This is a genomic window from bacterium (assembly GCA_036382775.1).
Lineage (GTDB): Bacteria > Hydrothermota > Tepidihabitantia > SM23-42 > JAOAFX01 > DASVHD01.
The window spans coordinates 24,622-41,458 of record DASVHD010000036.1 but is presented as its reverse complement, the minus strand read 5'-3'; the positions used below and the strand labels follow the sequence as shown (position 1 = coordinate 41,458).

Genomic DNA, 16,837 nt, shown 5'->3' with positions numbered 1-16,837 from the left:
ATCATGAAAAAACGGGATACGGTCATCATCGGGACGCTCATTCTTGTCCTGGTCGCACTCAATCTGGTCAATTACCTGCGCCGCGAGAACCTGAAAAGGAACATGGCGCTCGTCGTCGAGAAAGTCGATGTGCAGATCTCGGTGAACCGCGCGGATTCTTCCGAACTCGAGGAGTTGCCCGGCATCGGACCGGTAATGGCGCAGCGCATTATTACGTACCGGCAAAAACACGGCGGCTTTGGCAAGATCACGGACCTGAAGAACGTCAAGGGCATCAGTGACAAACTGCTGACTAAGATGCTGCCTTACATAAAATTGTAGGAGCGGAAGGAATGAGATCGTGAGATTGCTGACAACCAAAGAAATGCAGAAGATCGACGGCTGGGCCAAGAAAGCCCTGGGCATTGCCGGCGCCGTACTAATGGAAAACGCCGGCCGCGGATGCACTGAGGTGCTTAAGGAATATTTTAGATTGAGGGGTTTGAAGGTCCTGATCGTGTGCGGTCAGGGCAACAACGGGGGAGACGGTCTGGTTATGGCGCGGCATCTGACGAACGCAGGCAGCCGCGTGGAAGTGCTGCTGCTTGGCAAGGGAAGGGAATTCAAGGGCGAAGCGCTGATCAATTACCGGACCGCGAAAGCCGCATCCATTTCCATCCGGGAGATATCATCGGTTCGGGTCGCGCGCAGGCTGTGCAACGATTTCAAACCCGATTGCATAGTGGATGCGATCTTCGGCACCGGGTTCAGAGGCGCGCCCAAAGGGATTTTTCTCGACGTCATCGAACTGATTAATACCTGCGGCGGTTTCGTGTTTTCCGTTGATATCCCATCCGGCATCGACGGCAACACGGGCGGCTGTGAAAAGGCGTGCGTGCACGCTGACGCCACCGCCACGATGTGCCTGCCCAAGCGCGGTAACTTTCTGTACCCGGGCCGCGGTTTCGCAGGCGACCTCCACGTTGTCGACATTGGGATCCCATACTCGATGATCGACCCGGGCTATCCCCGGGTCGCCGGGCACGAAGATATTTTCAAGATCATGCCCAGCCGGCTCCCTGACGGTAATAAGGGGACTTTCGGGAACGTGCTGGTCATAGCCGGTGCGCGCGGGTTCTCGGGCGCGGCGGCGATGTCAGCGTTATCCGCGCTGAAGATCGGCGCCGGTTACGTGCGCCTTGCCGCTCCGGAAGTTGTGATCGATAAACTGGATCCGAAGCTCCTCGAGGTCGTAAAGGTTCCCCTTGCCCAGACCGCGGAGGGTACGATCAGCAGCCGGGCATTCGCGAAGCTTGCGCCGCTCCTGGACAAGACCGACGTGGTCGTGGTCGGCCCGGGTATCACGACGCACCCGGAGACCGCAGATTTCTTGTTCCAATTGCTACCCCGTGTTAAGGTCCCTTTAATCATCGATGCCGACGCGATTAATATAATCGCTAAAAAATTAGCGGTCTTGAAGACCATCAGGACGCCGTTTACCATGACACCTCATCCCGGCGAGCTTTCCCGTTTGATCAAGCAGGACACCCGATTGATCAACCATGATCGCATTGATGTTGCCGCGAAATATGCCAGGAGATTCGGGGCGGTCATGGTCTTGAAAGGAGTACCAACCGCGATCGCTTCCCCACAAAGCGAGGTTTATGTCAATCCCACGGGTAATTCCGGGCTGGCAAAAGCCGGTACCGGCGATGTTCTGGTCGGCATGATCGCAGGCCTATGCGCCCAGAAAGTCCCGCTGTTCTACGCTTCGGTCGCGGGTGTTTTCCTGCATGGTCTGTGCGCGGACCTTCTGCTCGACACGATGGGTAAATATTCGATCATGGCCGGCGATCTGATACGGTACCTGCCTAAAGCTATAAGGTATATTGTGAACCGGGAATATGAAAAGAAACAAGCGTGATCACTTCTAATAAACAGGATCTTGGAAATAGAAAAATTCTGTCATTGATCGCCCTGATATTGGGCCTCGCGGCAGCGTGGTCTGGTTTGTTGTCCGGAACATCGATCTTTCCGCAGAATCCATGGCTGGACCGCTATACGATAATACCGCCGCTGGGAACGGTCAAATCCATAGCTACGTCAACGGTCGCCGTTTTTGCCGTAAGCGATGATTACGTGCTGGTGTTCGACAAGAACACAATGGATCTGGAGCGGACTTATGCGTTCGACGCAGAGATCGACTTAGCCGCGTACGATCAATGGTTTGATGACCTTTGGATCACCTCCACCACCAGCCTTTTTCGCTTGAACCTGACATCCGGTATGGCGCGCGAATATGACATTTCAAAACACACCAGCGCGCTGGGCGTGGGGATCGAATACCTGTATCTCAAAACCGATGACGGACTAAGGTTCCGGTTCGACCGGACCACGGGCGCGTTGCAGTCGGTCGGATCATTCCCCGCGGATCTGCGCTGGTACCGGCCGTCGAGCGAGCAAGATGTCAGGAAATACCCGTTGTTAAACCCGTTTTATTATACCGACGAAATAGCCGTGTCGCAGGCGCCGTTTACGCGCTTTCCGATCACCGCGCTCTATGATGACGGCACTGAACTGTACGTCGGGACTGATGGTTATGGTTTACTCAAGTACAGCACTATCACCTGGGCAAAGCAGCGGGTGATCTATGGCCCGGTCGATCCCGTGGTGCAGCGGGCTGTAAGGATCGGGAACGATATTTACCTGCTGTCACCGGGCGGCATCTCTATAATATCGATGACCGGGGTTGGTGAGACCGGCGTCTGGCATTGGGGTTATCTCCGGACCCAGCATGAGATCAGCACGCTGGTAAGGATCAATGACCAGCTCGTCATCAGCACCGGCAGCGAGCTGGACAATTTAAGCGGCACGCTTGTTTTCCCGATCGCTGATTTCCAGTCAAAGATCCTGTCGCTTACGGCCGACCAGTCACATCTGTATATCGGCACGTCAGACGGAATGTTCGGCCTGCTCTTAAATACCAGGGAACCCTATGAATTCGGACCGGACCGGCTGCCTGTTTACGCCGTCTATGCGACTGCGGATCATATATACGCCGGCGGCGAAATGGCGCTGTACCGTTATGAGCGCAGCGCTGAAAAGTGGTCCAAGATCATCAACCACGGGATCAAGGACATCGTGCCGGTCAAGAACGAACTGTACTTGCTCAGCGTTAACAACCAATTGATACGCTACCGCGAGCCGGGACCGGATTCTCTTTCCGGCGGCGGCAATAGTGATACAAGCTGGACCCTGTTGCCTTATTTCAACGTGTATGATATCGACGCGGACAGCGAGGTGCTGTACTGCGCTTCCTATGCCGGGGTCGCATATTATGACCCCGCTGACCAGCTGTACAAGACGATCTATAACCTACCCCGCATCCCATTCACGGCCGTTTATATCTGCGACAGCGAGATCCTGGCCGTATCAAGCCTGGGCATATACCGGCTGCCGACGCGGCTGAGGGACTAGGGATCCTGACCGGGCAGGCCGATCGCAGCGGCACCATGATCCTGTAATGAACAAAGCCTCATTCATCGACCACCTTGAGGAACTGCGCAAACGGATCCTGTACTCGATCGCGGTCGCCGGAATTTTTGCCGTTGCCGGGTTTTTCGTGGCGAAACCCGTGCTTGATTTCATAATCCAGCGCGTCAATGTCGGGAGCGCGTACTTTTTCTCTCCCACCGAGGCGTTCACGGCGCAGGTTAAGGTTGCGTTGTTCCTCGGGATCTTCGCCGCCTTCCCGTTCATTATTGTCCAGACCTGGCTGTTCATCGGACCGGGCCTGACCGAAAAAGAGCAGAAGGTTTCCATGGGTTATATCATATCCGGGATCCTTTTGTTCCTGATCGGCGTTACCTTCGCTTATTTTATCCTTATTCCGTTCGGGTTGCGGTTCCTGCTTTCGTTCGGCTCGGAAAACTTAAAGCCGATCATGAACATCAGCGGGGTCCTGTCCTTCGTGCTGTGGTGCCTGCTCGGATGCGGGATCATGTTCCAATTGCCGCTTTTGGTCTTCACTTTGATCAGGCTTGATATCGTTCGAATAGCGACGGTCACGAAGCACCGGGCTGAGGCGATCGTCGCGATCCTGATCATCTGCGCGGTCATTACGCCGACCGCAGACATGTTCACCCTGCTCATCATTTCGGTACCGCTCATCATTTTGTTCGAACTGAGCATCCTGGCCGCGCGGATATCCCTGCGGTCCAGCCGCAAACCATAAGTTGTTCACGCCACTTTATACACCCTGAAGGTAACATTTCACAGGGTCATTTCGAATGTAAATTGTCAAGGTGCCCAACGCTGGTAAATATGACGCCTGGCCCTTGACAATTATAATCAATGACCTTATAATTAACTGAAACTCGGTGTATATGATATATAAGTTAATGATATTTATCATGTTATTTACTGTGTCCTACGGTCAGGATCTCGGTGCCAGGTATTTGATCATTACCAATGATGCGTACTATAATCAAGTGATCGCGCTGGCACAATGGAAGTATCGAAAAGGAATGAGATCAAAGATCGTTAAATTGTCTGAGATCGGTGCCGACTCAACAGCGATAAAAAGCTATGTTGCAGATGCCTATAATACGTGGCAAGTAAAGCCGGAATACCTTTTGCTCGTTGGTGCGCCCAACTATCTGCCGTTTCCGATAGTTGCCGACGTGCATTCGGATAATTATTACACCAATACTATCGGCACAATATTCAATGACATACTGTCAGGACGGCTGACCGTTCATAATACTACGGAAGCCCAAACGGTTATCAATAAGATCCTTGCTTATGAAGAAAGACCGAACCGTATGGACACTTCATGGTTTAACAAAGCATCTTTAATCAGCAGAATGGATGGCAGCCAGTCTGATTCCATATATTGGTCAGATATTGCACACATGGCGGCGTTAATGATACAAAGCGGTTTTAGCGTGATCGATACTTTTATAAACACTCATGGTGATAATGACGATTCCGTTATCAATGCGGTGAATGCCGGAAGGTCTATCGTCGTTTACCGGGGATCGGCGACGAATAACTGGTATGAACCTTTCAATGTTAACGCAGACCTGACAGCAAACGGAACTAGGTTGCCGATCGTGCTCTCGATGACATGCTTTACATTAGGTACGAGCGCAACTCCTGCGATGGCGGAAAAATGGTTTTTAACCGGTTCACCTGCAAATTTGAGAGGGGCAGCAGGTTATTTTGCCACTTCGACCGGTTCAACGGCTTATTATCGGAGTGCTTTGACCAAAGGATTTTTTGATGCATTGTTTGTCGATCAAAAAAGCACTTTTGGGGAATGCTGCGAAAAGGCACGCAAAAGGGTATATCCGTTGAATGCCGCTGAATATTTAGGCTTTACAACGATCGGAGATCCGGAGATGAATTTGTGGACCGCCACGCCGTGTTCCATTATAGTGCAGTATCCTGAATCGGTCACATATGCTTATGCCTCGGTTCCCGTCTTCATAAAAAGAGCTGCCGACCTGACGCCGATTAGCGATGCTTGTGTTTGTTTGACAGGTGGTCTTGACAGTGCAATATATTACCTGGACAGCACCGATATGGCAGGGTTTATACGGTTTGACATTTATCCTCATATATTGCGCGATACTATATACATCACTGTGACCGGTGAGAACCTTCAACCCTATGAAGGTTTTATGATTGTTAAACATGCAGTTGGTTCATACGTCATCTATAAGAAATCATTTATTGATGATTCACTCGGCGGCAATCACGACCACATTATCAATCCGGGTGAGGATATCAACCTGCCGACGTGGGTTGAAAACTTTGGTGACAGCAGTAGCATTAATACTGTCGGTTGTTTACGGACCAATGATGAATTCATTGCTCCTTACGATTCGGTGAGAGCATTTGGCGATATCGCCGCGTTTGATTCGGCATGCACCGGCGATAGCGGTTACCGGTTCAATATTTTGCCCGATTGCCCGGATTGTCATATTATCAATTGTACACTGATCTGTCGTGACACGAATAACAACACCTGGAGTTCTTATTTTGAAAAGCAGGTTCATGCAGCCGATTTAGTATATCAATATGCGACCATCGCTGGCGGTAACGGAAATAATTCCTTCGAATGCGGCGAGACAGTATCCTGTATGGTCACGATAAAAAATCAAGGATCAGCGGCGATCGACAGCGTCACAGCATGTTTGCGTTCGCTTTCTCCATATATCGATGTGATAGATTCTTCCGGATCATTCGACCATATCGGACCGGACAGCAGTGCGTGCAACGGATCCGATCTATTTATATTATGTTCAGATCCCGGTACGCCACCCATGACATATGTTGACATGCAAATGAACGTCAGCGCAGGTTACTGCAACGATACTTTAGATTTTTCCATACTGGTCGGCAAGGGCGATTACTTTATCTGGAACCCGGACCATACTCCGGCTTCAGGCGAGAATATTCATCTTATCCTGCAAGACCTTGGATATATCGGCGATCATGATTCGACGCTGCCTCAAGATTTGAATAAATACAAGTCGATCTTTGTATGTTGCGGCGTCTATCCCAATAATCATATCATATTAAACGGCAGTCCACAAGCCAGCGCCCTGTCTGATTTCATTATATACGGCGGGTGCGCATATCTTGAAGGCGGTGATGTCTGGTACTATGATCCTCATTATAATAACGGTTTTGATTTCAGTCCTTTATTCGATCTGCTGGCAATGGCCGACGGCAACAATAATATGGGACCCATCCAGGGGCAGGCCGGATCGTTCGCAAGCGATATGGATTTCGAGTATGCGGGCGAGAATCAATACATGGATCATCTGGGTCCTGATAGTGGAGGCGGGTTTGTATTATTCCTTGATAGTAATGATAATTTCAATTGCGGTATTGCTTATGATGCAGGGCCATATCAAACAATTGGATCCTCATTTGAATTGGGATTTCTGGTCGACAGTACCCCGCCATCGACAAGATCTGCATTGCTCGATTCGATAATGCACTTTTTCGGGAGGAGTGTAGGAATCGCTGAATACAAACTCGCTTCGCATCCTCGGGAACAGAGGTTTGAAGTATTCCCCAATCCGGCAAGAACCTCAATGAATTTAAGGGTCACTGCTTCTGAAAAGGGAAAAGTAGCCGTTATATTATATGATGTCGTGGGCAGGGTTATTATAAGGAAATTCAAGATTGAAGCGGAACCGGGCGTAAAAGATTATCGATTAGATTTGAAAGGCATATCTTCTGGCATCTATTTTCTGCGTTTTGAAACAACAAAACGCTGTAGTATACACAAGATCATATTGCTGAAATAACCGCAATACACAGAGATTGACAAGCGCATTTTTTCGCCTATAATACCTCGGATGGCACGGATAGTAATATCTCACGCGCAGATCAATAAACTGAAGAAAAAACTCGCGGTCATGCGGGTGAAATACGTCGATCTTAAATACGCGTCCCTGATCGGCACGCTCCATCACATAATTGTCCCCTTTGAGCGTTTTGATGAGGTCGCATCGGACGGCGTGGGCGTCGACGGGTCGAGCCTCCCCGGTTACAAGGGCGTGGAGAAGGGCGACATGCTGCTTTTCCCTGACCTCGCGACCGGCTTTTTTGACCCCTTTTTCGAACAAAAGACTATTTCTTTTCTGTGCAGCGTCCATGTGCCCTCCACCCTGGAGCCGTTCGAGCGCGACGCGCGCTCGATTGCTCATAAAGCCGCTCGATTTTTGAAAAAAGAACTGAGCACCGAAGCTTTTTTCCAGCCTGAACTGGAATTCTATCTTTTTGAAAAATGCAATCATGGCGAGGGGCCTGGTTTTGCTTATTTCCGGCTCGAGTCCGGCGATCGCGAACAGCTGGTGCCGACCTACCCGATCCGGCACCGCGGTGGTTACCATATCGGACCGCCTGAAGACCGGTACTCGGACCTGCGCAACGCGATCGTGGAGGTCCTGGCCGCGTGCGATATCAAGTCCAAATACCATCATCATGAGGTAGGACCCAAGGGCCAGATGGAGATCGAACTGTTGTTCGAACCGCTGGTCAAGGCCGCGGATAGCATATTCCTTGCCAAGTACCTGATCAAATCGATCGGGCAGAGGAATAATAAGTGGATAACGTTCATGCCCAAGCCGCTGCTGGGTGAACCGGGCAATGGCCTGCACCTGCACCAGTACCTTGGGACACCCACCAGGTCGTTGTTCTTTGGCCGCAACAAAAAGTATAACTTGAGCGAACTCAGCCTCCGGTATATCGGCGGCATCCTGAGTCACTCCAGAGCACTGTGCGCTTTTACCAACCCCAGCACCAATTCTTATAAACGCTTGATCCCTGGGTTTGAGGCGCCGACCTACACTGATTTTGCCATGGGCAGCCGGGTGTCCGCGATCCGCGTGCCGGGATACCTTAAAAACACGCAGATGATGGACATTGAATACCGTATCCCCGACGCCACAGCCAATCCGTACCTTGCCCTCGCGGCGATCCTCCTTGCCGGGATCGACGGTATAAAGAACGACCTGCATCCGGACCGGAAGGAGAAACTGCCGACCAACTCCTATGAGGCGATCAACGCTCTGAAAAAGGACAATAGTTTTCTGCTCCAGGGCGATGTTTTCAACAGCGATCTGATCGAGCGCTGGATCGAAGTGAAAACAAAAGAGTTCGAAGAGATCCATATCCGTCCCCATCCCTATGAATTCACGCTTTATTTAGGGGTCTGAACGCCCGTTAATGAAGAACACGCTTAACATCGGGATCGCAGGCTGCGGCGCTCATGCCCAGATCGTGCATTTCCCCGTGTTCCGGTCCAACCCCCAGTGCAACTTGATGGCGCTCTGCGACACGGATATACGAAAGATCGACCATTTGGGCGCCAAATACAATATCCCGAGCCGCTACCAGGATTTCCAGGAGATGATCCAGAACGACCAGCTGGACGCCATTGTCATCGCCACGCCGAACTTCCTTCACGCACCGATGGCCATCGCAGCGATGGAATTCGGGAAGGATGTGCTCGTCGAGATGCCCATGGCGACGACTTACAAGGATGCCCAGGAAATGGTCCGCGTCGCGCGCAAGGAAAAACGGAAACTGGCGGTCGCCATGAACAACCGCCTGCGTCCGGACGTCCAGACGCTGAAGAAGTTCATTGAGGAAGGTGAGCTTGGGGATATCTACTATCTCAAGGCGGGCTGGCTGATCGGCGCGAGTGAATGGATACTTCACCCGTGGCGCCAGGACCAGCTGAAAAGCGGCGGCGGCGCTTTTTTGAGCCTGGGATCTGCGCTCCTCGATATTACCACCTATTTGCTGGAAGATAAAAGCATGTCGACGATCTTCGCCTCGACGCACAAGAAGGAGATCGATGCCGCGGTCGAGGACACCGCGATGTGCATCATCAATTATGACGACGGCACGCTGCTGACCATCGAGGTCAGCTGGTCATTGATCTTCGAAAAGGATTTTCTCTACTGCAATGCTTTCGGTAAAAAGGGCGCTGCACTGCTCAACCCCCTGAAGATCCAGAAAGAGTTGCACAATGAGCTGGTCAATGTCACGCCCACTTTCCCGCAGAAGAACATCTACCGCGTCAGCTATGAACTGCAGACGCAGTTCTTCATTGATTCGCTGCTGAAGAACGCTAAAATGCCTTTCGGCTGCGAAGAAGGCCTGATGATCGCGAAGATAACCGATGCCTTTTATGAGTCAGCCAAGAAGCAGAAGCTCGTCAAGATTTAAGAACCGCTATTCCTTGAATCACCGTTAATTTGACCGTCTTTCTCGTCCTTCTTTCCGCATTGCTCCTATCCCTTTCGTTCCATCCTTTGCCGCTGCATTTCCTGGCGTGGGTTGGCCTGGTGCCGGTCCTGTTCGTCATTGACCGGGCAACGCCGAGGCGTGCGTTCGCCATCGGGCTTGCATTCGGCTCTTGCTTCGCGCTGTTCTCGCTGTTCTGGATAATCTTCCTGCAGATCCCGGCCACGGTAAAGCTAATCATGATCTTCGGCGTGGTCCTGCTCTTCCTTTATCACGGCCTTTTTTTCGCGGTCAGCTTCGCGGCCAGCGTGCAGACCAGCCTCTGGTGCCTGCCGCTGTTCATTTCGGGGCTGGAGCTGGTCAAGGGTATCGGTGAAATCGGGTTCCCGTGGCTTTCCCTTGGATATAGCCAGACGCATTACCCTCTCGTTATCCAGCAGGCTTCGGTATATGGCCTGTATGGGTTATCCCTATGGCTCGTGCTGCTGAACGTGGCGGTATACAAACTGCTGCGCGCGAGAAAGTGGCAGTACGCCATCGCGGCAATATTGATCTTCTGCGCGCCGGTCGTGTACGGCGCCTTCCGTATGAAAAGCCAAGCCGGCGGACACCGGCTGGTGGTGGGCATTGTGCAGCCCAATATCGATCCCAATTTGAAATTCACCCGCGAGCTAAGGGATCAGACCTTCAACCGCCTGCTGGACCTGTCAGCCCGGTGCGTTGAATACGCTCGGGTTCAATACCGTGCTCCCTGCGATATCATAATCTGGCCGGAGAGTGCAACGCCGATTTTCCTTAAATCGGCCAACGTGTTTCAGAAAAAAGTCTTTGCGTTCGTCGATTCGGTGCAGACGCCGCTGCTGAGCGGCACGCCGATTTACGACCAGAACCACAAGAATATCTATAACGGCGCCGTGCTGATGGAACCGGGTTCGGTGCTGCGGCAGGAATACAGAAAGGTGCACCTGGTGCCGTTCGGCGAACATATCCCTTACGACCGGTACGTGCCCTTGTTCAGAAAAGTCGACCTGGGCGAAGGCGATTACGACCCGGGATCTGATTTTACGGTGTTCCGGTTAAAAAACGCCGCTTTCTCGTGTCTTATCTGTTTCGAATCGATATTCCCCGAGCTGTCGCGCCGGTTTGTCAGAGAGGGCGCTCATTTTTTGGTCAACATCACTAATGATGGCTGGTTCGGCCGTATCTCGGGGTCCCAGCAGCATAATGACATGGCGATCCTGAGAGCCGTTGAGAACGGTGTCCCCCTGGTCCGTTGCGCCAACACGGGTATATCAATGGTGACCGACGAATATGGCCGGATCCTCGGCACGTGCGGTCTCTTTAAAGAGGACATTCTGGTGCGGGAGATATATCCGGATCATTCAAAAACCGTATATAATACCGTCGGCGACCTGCTGCCGGTCGGTTCGCTGATCATCGCGACCGCGTTGCTGCTTGCGAGCATTGTGGCGCCTTTCAAAAAGAACGGCCCGCCAGCGCGGAGCGACCGGGTATCTTGACATTAAAACCAGCATTGTTATAATATTCATATAATGTTCGCACACGAATGGTCAAAAAGTTTTGCCGAAATCGCCGAAGCGCTGCTTGAGAACAAGACGCTGGACAGCGTCCTGGACACGATCACCAGGACGTCCTGTTCGTTCTTCAATGCCTCCGCGTCTTCGATCATGCTCTTCGATTCAAACCGCGAATACCTGACGATCGCTCGTTCCTTCAATCTGTCGCCCGAGTACCTTAAGGCCGTGCGCGTGCGCAAGGACGAAGAGATCGCCGGGGTCGTATGCCAGAAGAAAAAATTTAGGTTCGTACCCAATGTTATGTCGATATTTGAGAATATTGGAAATCACTTCACCGTCGACTGGATCGAGAAAGAGGGGCTGGTGTCGCTGGTCTGCGCGCCGCTGATATTAAAGAGCGAGGCGATCGGATGTCTGAACATCTACTATCGCACGCCGCAGGAAAAATTCCAGGATGAGGAAAGCCTTGATTTTTTCACGAAGCTGTCGGCCCTGGCGATCGAGCACATCAAATTGCTGGGCGAGACCGAAGAGAAAAGCCAGATCGTCACGGGTCTTGAGGAGATCGGCATCCTGCTGACGTCATCATTTGAGGTCGAAAAGATCGTGGAAGTGTTCTTGTCCACCGCGGTCGCCATCACCAGGGTCGACAGCGGCACTCTGATCCTGGTCGATGAGATGAGCAAAAAAATCACCGATGCATTTGAATATGCCAACGGCAAGTTCACGCACCAGCAGTACGTGTCGCCGACGCGGCTTTCCGAGGGCATGTCCGGCGAGTTGATCCGGACGCGCCGGCCGGTCATCATGAACGATATCAAAGAACATGATATCGCCAATCCCGTATCGATCATGAAGCAGCGGGCGTCGATCGCGGGCTTTCCGCTGATCGCCCGCGAGAAACTAATCGGGATACTGTACGTGGAGTCGACCCAGCGTCATGAATTCTCGCGCAACGAGGTCGATTATCTTTCCATGCTTTGCAGCCAGGCCGCGATCGCGCTCGACAACACTTCCCTGTACCGGCGCATCAGCCGTGAAGCCATGGACATGGCGATCTTGTATGAAGTGGGGCAGAGCTTTATTTCCACGCTGGATTTTGACCAGCTGCTTAACAATATCTTGCGACGGCTGGTCAATCTTTTCGGATATTTGAACCTGGCGGTCTTCCTGGTCGATGAGGAGAACCAGGAACTTAAGCTGAGGTCATACATCAACTATCCCGAAGCGGTAAAGAACATGAAGATCAAGATCGGCGAAGTCGGGGTCACCGGGCATGTGGCCGCGACACGGCAGATGCATTACGCCCCGGATGTGACCAAGGAGCCGCATTATGTCGTGGGGGTCAAGGAAGCGAAGAGCGAGGTCTGCTTACCGCTGATGATCGGCGAACGGCTGGTCGGCGTGCTCGATGTCGAAAGCCCGGTATTCGACGGTTTTACCCAGGATGACATCAACCTGCTTTCCACGCTCAGCGCGCAGATCGCGATCGCGCTCGAGAACTCGCGGCTGTATGAAGAAGCAAGAAGGCTGTCGCTGACCGATCCCCTGACCACCCTGCCAAACCGCCGTAACTTCGAGGTCCTGATCGATGCTGAGATCAAACGCGCCGAGCGGTACCGCCGGCCCTTCGCCGTGCTGATGATTGACTTTGACAATTTTAAATCCTATAACGACGCGTACGGACACCTGGCCGGGGATAAGATCCTGATCAAGCTCAGCCAGATAATGAAGGAATCGATCAGGGATGTTGACTTCCTGTGCCGGTACGGAGGCGATGAATTCGTGGCGATCCTACCCGAGACCGAGGCGACTTTTGCGCTCGAGGCAGCAGACCGCATGCGGGGTAAGATCTTAGCCCAGGACATCGACCCTCCTGTTACTCTCAGCATCGGCATTTCCACGTTCCCTCTCGACGGCAAAGACAGCGTGATGTTGATACATCTGGCTGACCAGGCATGCTACGAAGCAAAACAGATGGGGGGCAACAGGGTCAATTTCGCCCACCGCGAAAAGCAATGAACGATCGACCGGAGTATAACATAAACGGAATGATAACCAAGGGGGATAACCAATGACGTGCATTGCGATGATCGGACTGGTGATCCTGGGGAATACCTATACCGGCGAGATGCGTTTTGATGAGTCCATGATCAGCGTTGACCGGACAGATACATTGGTCAAGGTAAGATATCAGGGTCTCGATATCACGGACCAGGTTGGTGCTCCCGAGCTGCCGGCAAGGAGCGTCATGATCGCTTTACCTGCCGGCGCCGTGGTCAAAGATGTCATCGTAACGTCGTTGGATTCTCATGAGCTGCCCGGCATATACCGGGTCATGTGCTGCCGTCCGCCCATGATCCTTTCGGTCAACCGTGTGGTCAATGCAGTTCCGGACGCGCAGATCTATTTTTCCAACGATCCCTTTCCGGCGCAGGCCATTAATGTGACCGGGTCCGGTATCTGCGACGGTCAGCTGATGCTGGAGCTAATGATCTACCCGGTTCAGTACCGCCCCAGGTCCGGAAAACTGGTATTCCATTCTATGGTCAGGTTCGAAGTCAACTATGAGGGTGGTACGGCTGTGCCCGCCCGGGGTACCATGGGTAAAAGCCTTGCCTACAACAGCAGCAATATCCCGGGTTATGCGGCGACCCGGGACCGGGGCGAATATCGTTATGTGATCATCACGAATCCGCCGCTGGATACGGTTTTTCAGCGAATTGCCGATTGGAAGACAAAGAAAGGCATGCGCGCGTGCGTGCGCACAAAAGATTGGATCGTAACCAATTATCCAGGCGAAGATAACGCGGCCAGGATCCGAAATTACATCAAAACCCTGCCGGATTCCAGCGTTGAATACGTACTGCTCGGCGGCGACACGGCGTTCATCCCGTGCCGCTTCGCGTTCGCAATGACCTGCAGCGCGGGTTTTGCGCCGGGACGCGAGGACACTTTGCCGTGCGATCTCTATTATGCGGACCTGCAAGGTGACTGGGACTTGGATAATGACGGTTCTTACGGCGAGATCGAGGACAACATCGATTTGTATCCGGATTTGTATGTCGGCCGCGCCCCGGTGAGTACGATCGCCCAGGCGCAGCGGTTCGTAGATAAAGTCCTCACTTACGAGCGCGATCCGGCGACTGGTTATCTGGACAAAGCATTGTTCACGGCCGAGGTCCTGTGGACCGATCCCTATACTGATCAGGGTGTGCATAAAAATAAGATCGGCGAGGAATCTTTTCCTCCGGATTTTCAACTGACCAAGCTCTACCAGAGCCTGGGCAATGAGACCAAAGAAAGCGTCATGACCGCGATCCGGGATGGGCAGGGGTTGTTCAACCATGACGGTCACGGCTGGATCGACCTGATATCGGTCGGCGGCTGGCCCAACCGCATCTATATCGCAGACTTCGACACGATCACCAATGATCCGTACAACGGTATCCTTTATTCGATCGGCTGCTGGACCGCGGCATTCGATTATGCCTGCGTGGCGGAAGCATACGTGAACAGCCCGTCTGGCGGGGGAGTGGCTTATATCGGCAATTCCAGTTATGGGTGGGGTTCACCGGGCAACCCCGGGTTCGGCTATTCGGACCGTTTTGACACCCGGTTCTTCCATTCGTTGTTCAATGAAGATCACTGGCATCTGGGACAGGCGCTGAGCTTGGCCAAGGCCCATTACATCCCGTTCTCGCGCGAAAAGAACGTGTACCGCTGGCATCAGTACGAGCTTAATCTGCTGGGCGACCCGGAACTGCCGGTCTGGTCCAGCATGCCCGAATCTACGATCGTATATCATCCCCAAACTATTCCCCTGGGTTCCAGTACGATCCTGATTTCGGTCCGCGACGCCAATAGCGGCCTGCCCGTGGCAGGCGCGCTCGTGTGCCTGATGAAAGGCTCTGAATCCTACGCTTATGATTTCACTGACGCGCAGGGGCAGGTATACCTTTTTGCGACCCCGGCATCCGCGGGCAGTTTTGACCTGACCGTGACCGCGCATAACTATCTTTGCGCGGAGCATACCGTGCCCGTCGCGAGTGGCAGTTATGTAAACTTCCAGGGCTGGGTCCTGAATGACATGTTCGGGAATAGCGACTCCATCGCGAACCCCGGCGAAGACATATTGCTGTCAGTGCGCATCAAAAACTGCGGCACGGCGGCAGCGCAGAACATTGAAATGCGGTTGCGCGACAGTGATCCGCTGACCATTATCCCCGACAGCACGGCGCAGGTCAATTATCTCGGACCCGGGGACTCGCTTCTGCTGGAAAACGCTTTTGGGATCGAGATTGGGGCTGCGCCCGACGGTCATGCTGTCGGGTTTGACATGCAGGTGGTCTCCGCCGCCGATACGCTGGATTTTTCCCCGGCTATTATGATCGGCGCGCCGGTTCTGTCTATTGACCAGATCGATATTCCCGCTGCACCGACCCTGCCCGGCGAAACGGAATCATTGTATGTCGATGTGGAGAACGCCGGCCATGGATACGGCCATTCAACATGGGCCCAGCTTACGTCGTCTGATCCTTATGTGACCGTTGCCGTTAACGGCTCCTGGTACGGTGAAGTCGATCCGGAAAGCGTCAAGGCGGCGACTCAGCCTTTCGTGATCGCGGTCAGTGCGTCTTGTCCGGCATCGTACTGCGCGCGTCTGCTTGTAACCTTTCATTCCGAAAATTATCAGTTCGCCGATACGATATCATTGCTGATCGGCAACACCGGCTTTTCCGATGACATGGAATCGGGCACCGGCCAGTGGACAACGGCTGGTTCGAACAACCTCTGGCACATTTCAGAAAGGAGGGCGTTCTCGCCGACCCATGCGTTGTACTGTGGCAGCGAAACACTGGGCACTTACATAAATGACATGGACTGTTATATCCAGTCGGTCGCGTTCATGATCCAGCCGAACTCCATGCTTAAGTTCTACCGTTGGTTCAGCGTTCCGCTCTACGGCAGCGACGGTATTTACGTCATTGTCATCGACAACCGCACGGGGACCGCTGACACGCTCGACTTTATCGGCACGGGCGGCGCCCTGGGATTGAACGGCATTCAAAGTGACTGGTTCGAGGAGAAGTATTCTCTCGCAGACTATCCGGCGGGAGAGACTATCCTGGTCCGGATCGCGTTCATAAGCGACACCAACAGCATCGGGGAAGGATTTTACATCGATAACGTGAATATCGAATATATCACGGCGGTCAGTGAGGGCGATGCACTATCAGGCGATCTTTCAGCACTTGGTTTTTCAGTTTTTCCTAATCCATTTTATAAAAATCTAGTTATCAAATACCAAATCCCAAGCACCAAATTCCAAACAAATTCCAAATCCCAAGCGGCACTTAAGATATACGACGCAGCTGGGCGGCTGGTAAAGCAATTTAGCCATTTAACTATTCAACCAATTAACCAGATCATTTGGGATGGTGCCGATGAAATCGGCAGGCTGGTTCCGGCTGGTGTATATTTCGTTGCGCTTGAAAGCGGTGACTTTAAACAGTTGAAAAAGGTCGTTTTGCTGAAATAGTGCA

The 16,837-nt window shown here is 52.6% G+C and carries 10 protein-coding genes; all 10 read left to right on the top strand.

Annotated features, from left to right (window positions below):
* The first annotated feature begins 3 nt into the window (after nucleotides 1–3).
* The 10 genes from VF399_09350 (at nucleotide 4) to VF399_09305 (ending at nucleotide 16,833) form a co-directional block, all read left to right on the top strand.
* Nucleotides 4–321, top strand: coding sequence for a helix-hairpin-helix domain-containing protein (locus VF399_09350; GenBank protein ID HEX7320544.1), 318 nt, complete (start codon nucleotides 4–6; stop codon nucleotides 319–321).
* Between the two features lie 19 nt (nucleotides 322–340).
* Nucleotides 341–1,903, top strand: a complete 1,563-nt coding sequence (locus tag VF399_09345; GenBank protein ID HEX7320543.1) for an NAD(P)H-hydrate dehydratase — start codon at nucleotides 341–343, stop codon at nucleotides 1,901–1,903.
* A complete protein-coding gene (locus tag VF399_09340; GenBank protein ID HEX7320542.1) occupies nucleotides 1,900–3,456 on the top strand; it encodes a hypothetical protein in 1,557 nt (518 codons plus the stop codon). Before VF399_09345 ends, VF399_09340 begins: the two co-directional genes overlap by 4 nt.
* 46 nt (nucleotides 3,457–3,502) lie before the next feature.
* Nucleotides 3,503–4,213, top strand: coding sequence for a twin-arginine translocase subunit TatC (gene tatC, locus VF399_09335; protein ID HEX7320541.1), 711 nt, complete (start codon nucleotides 3,503–3,505; stop codon nucleotides 4,211–4,213).
* Between the two features lie 178 nt (nucleotides 4,214–4,391).
* Nucleotides 4,392–7,304 (top strand): C25 family cysteine peptidase, encoded by a 2,913-nt coding sequence (locus VF399_09330; GenBank protein HEX7320540.1) that lies wholly within the window; start codon nucleotides 4,392–4,394, stop codon nucleotides 7,302–7,304.
* 51 nt (nucleotides 7,305–7,355) lie between these two features.
* Nucleotides 7,356–8,717: a glutamine synthetase beta-grasp domain-containing protein gene (locus tag VF399_09325; GenBank protein HEX7320539.1), complete on the top strand. Its 1,362-nt coding sequence runs from the start codon at nucleotides 7,356–7,358 to the stop codon at nucleotides 8,715–8,717.
* Nucleotides 8,718–8,727: 10 nt separating this feature from the next.
* Nucleotides 8,728–9,735 carry a Gfo/Idh/MocA family oxidoreductase gene (locus VF399_09320; protein HEX7320538.1) on the top strand — a complete coding sequence of 336 codons (1,008 nt, stop codon included), beginning with the start codon at nucleotides 8,728–8,730 and terminating at the stop codon, nucleotides 9,733–9,735.
* A 29-nt stretch (nucleotides 9,736–9,764) separates the two neighbouring features.
* A complete protein-coding gene (gene lnt, locus VF399_09315; protein HEX7320537.1) occupies nucleotides 9,765–11,273 on the top strand; it encodes an apolipoprotein N-acyltransferase in 1,509 nt (502 codons plus the stop codon).
* 33 nt (nucleotides 11,274–11,306) lie between these two features.
* A complete protein-coding gene (locus VF399_09310) occupies nucleotides 11,307–13,313 on the top strand; it encodes a GAF domain-containing protein (GenBank protein ID HEX7320536.1) in 2,007 nt (668 codons plus the stop codon).
* A gap of 52 nt (nucleotides 13,314–13,365) precedes the next feature.
* Nucleotides 13,366–16,833, top strand: coding sequence for a C25 family cysteine peptidase (locus VF399_09305; GenBank protein ID HEX7320535.1), 3,468 nt, complete (start codon nucleotides 13,366–13,368; stop codon nucleotides 16,831–16,833).
* Nucleotides 16,834–16,837: the final 4 nt, after the last annotated feature.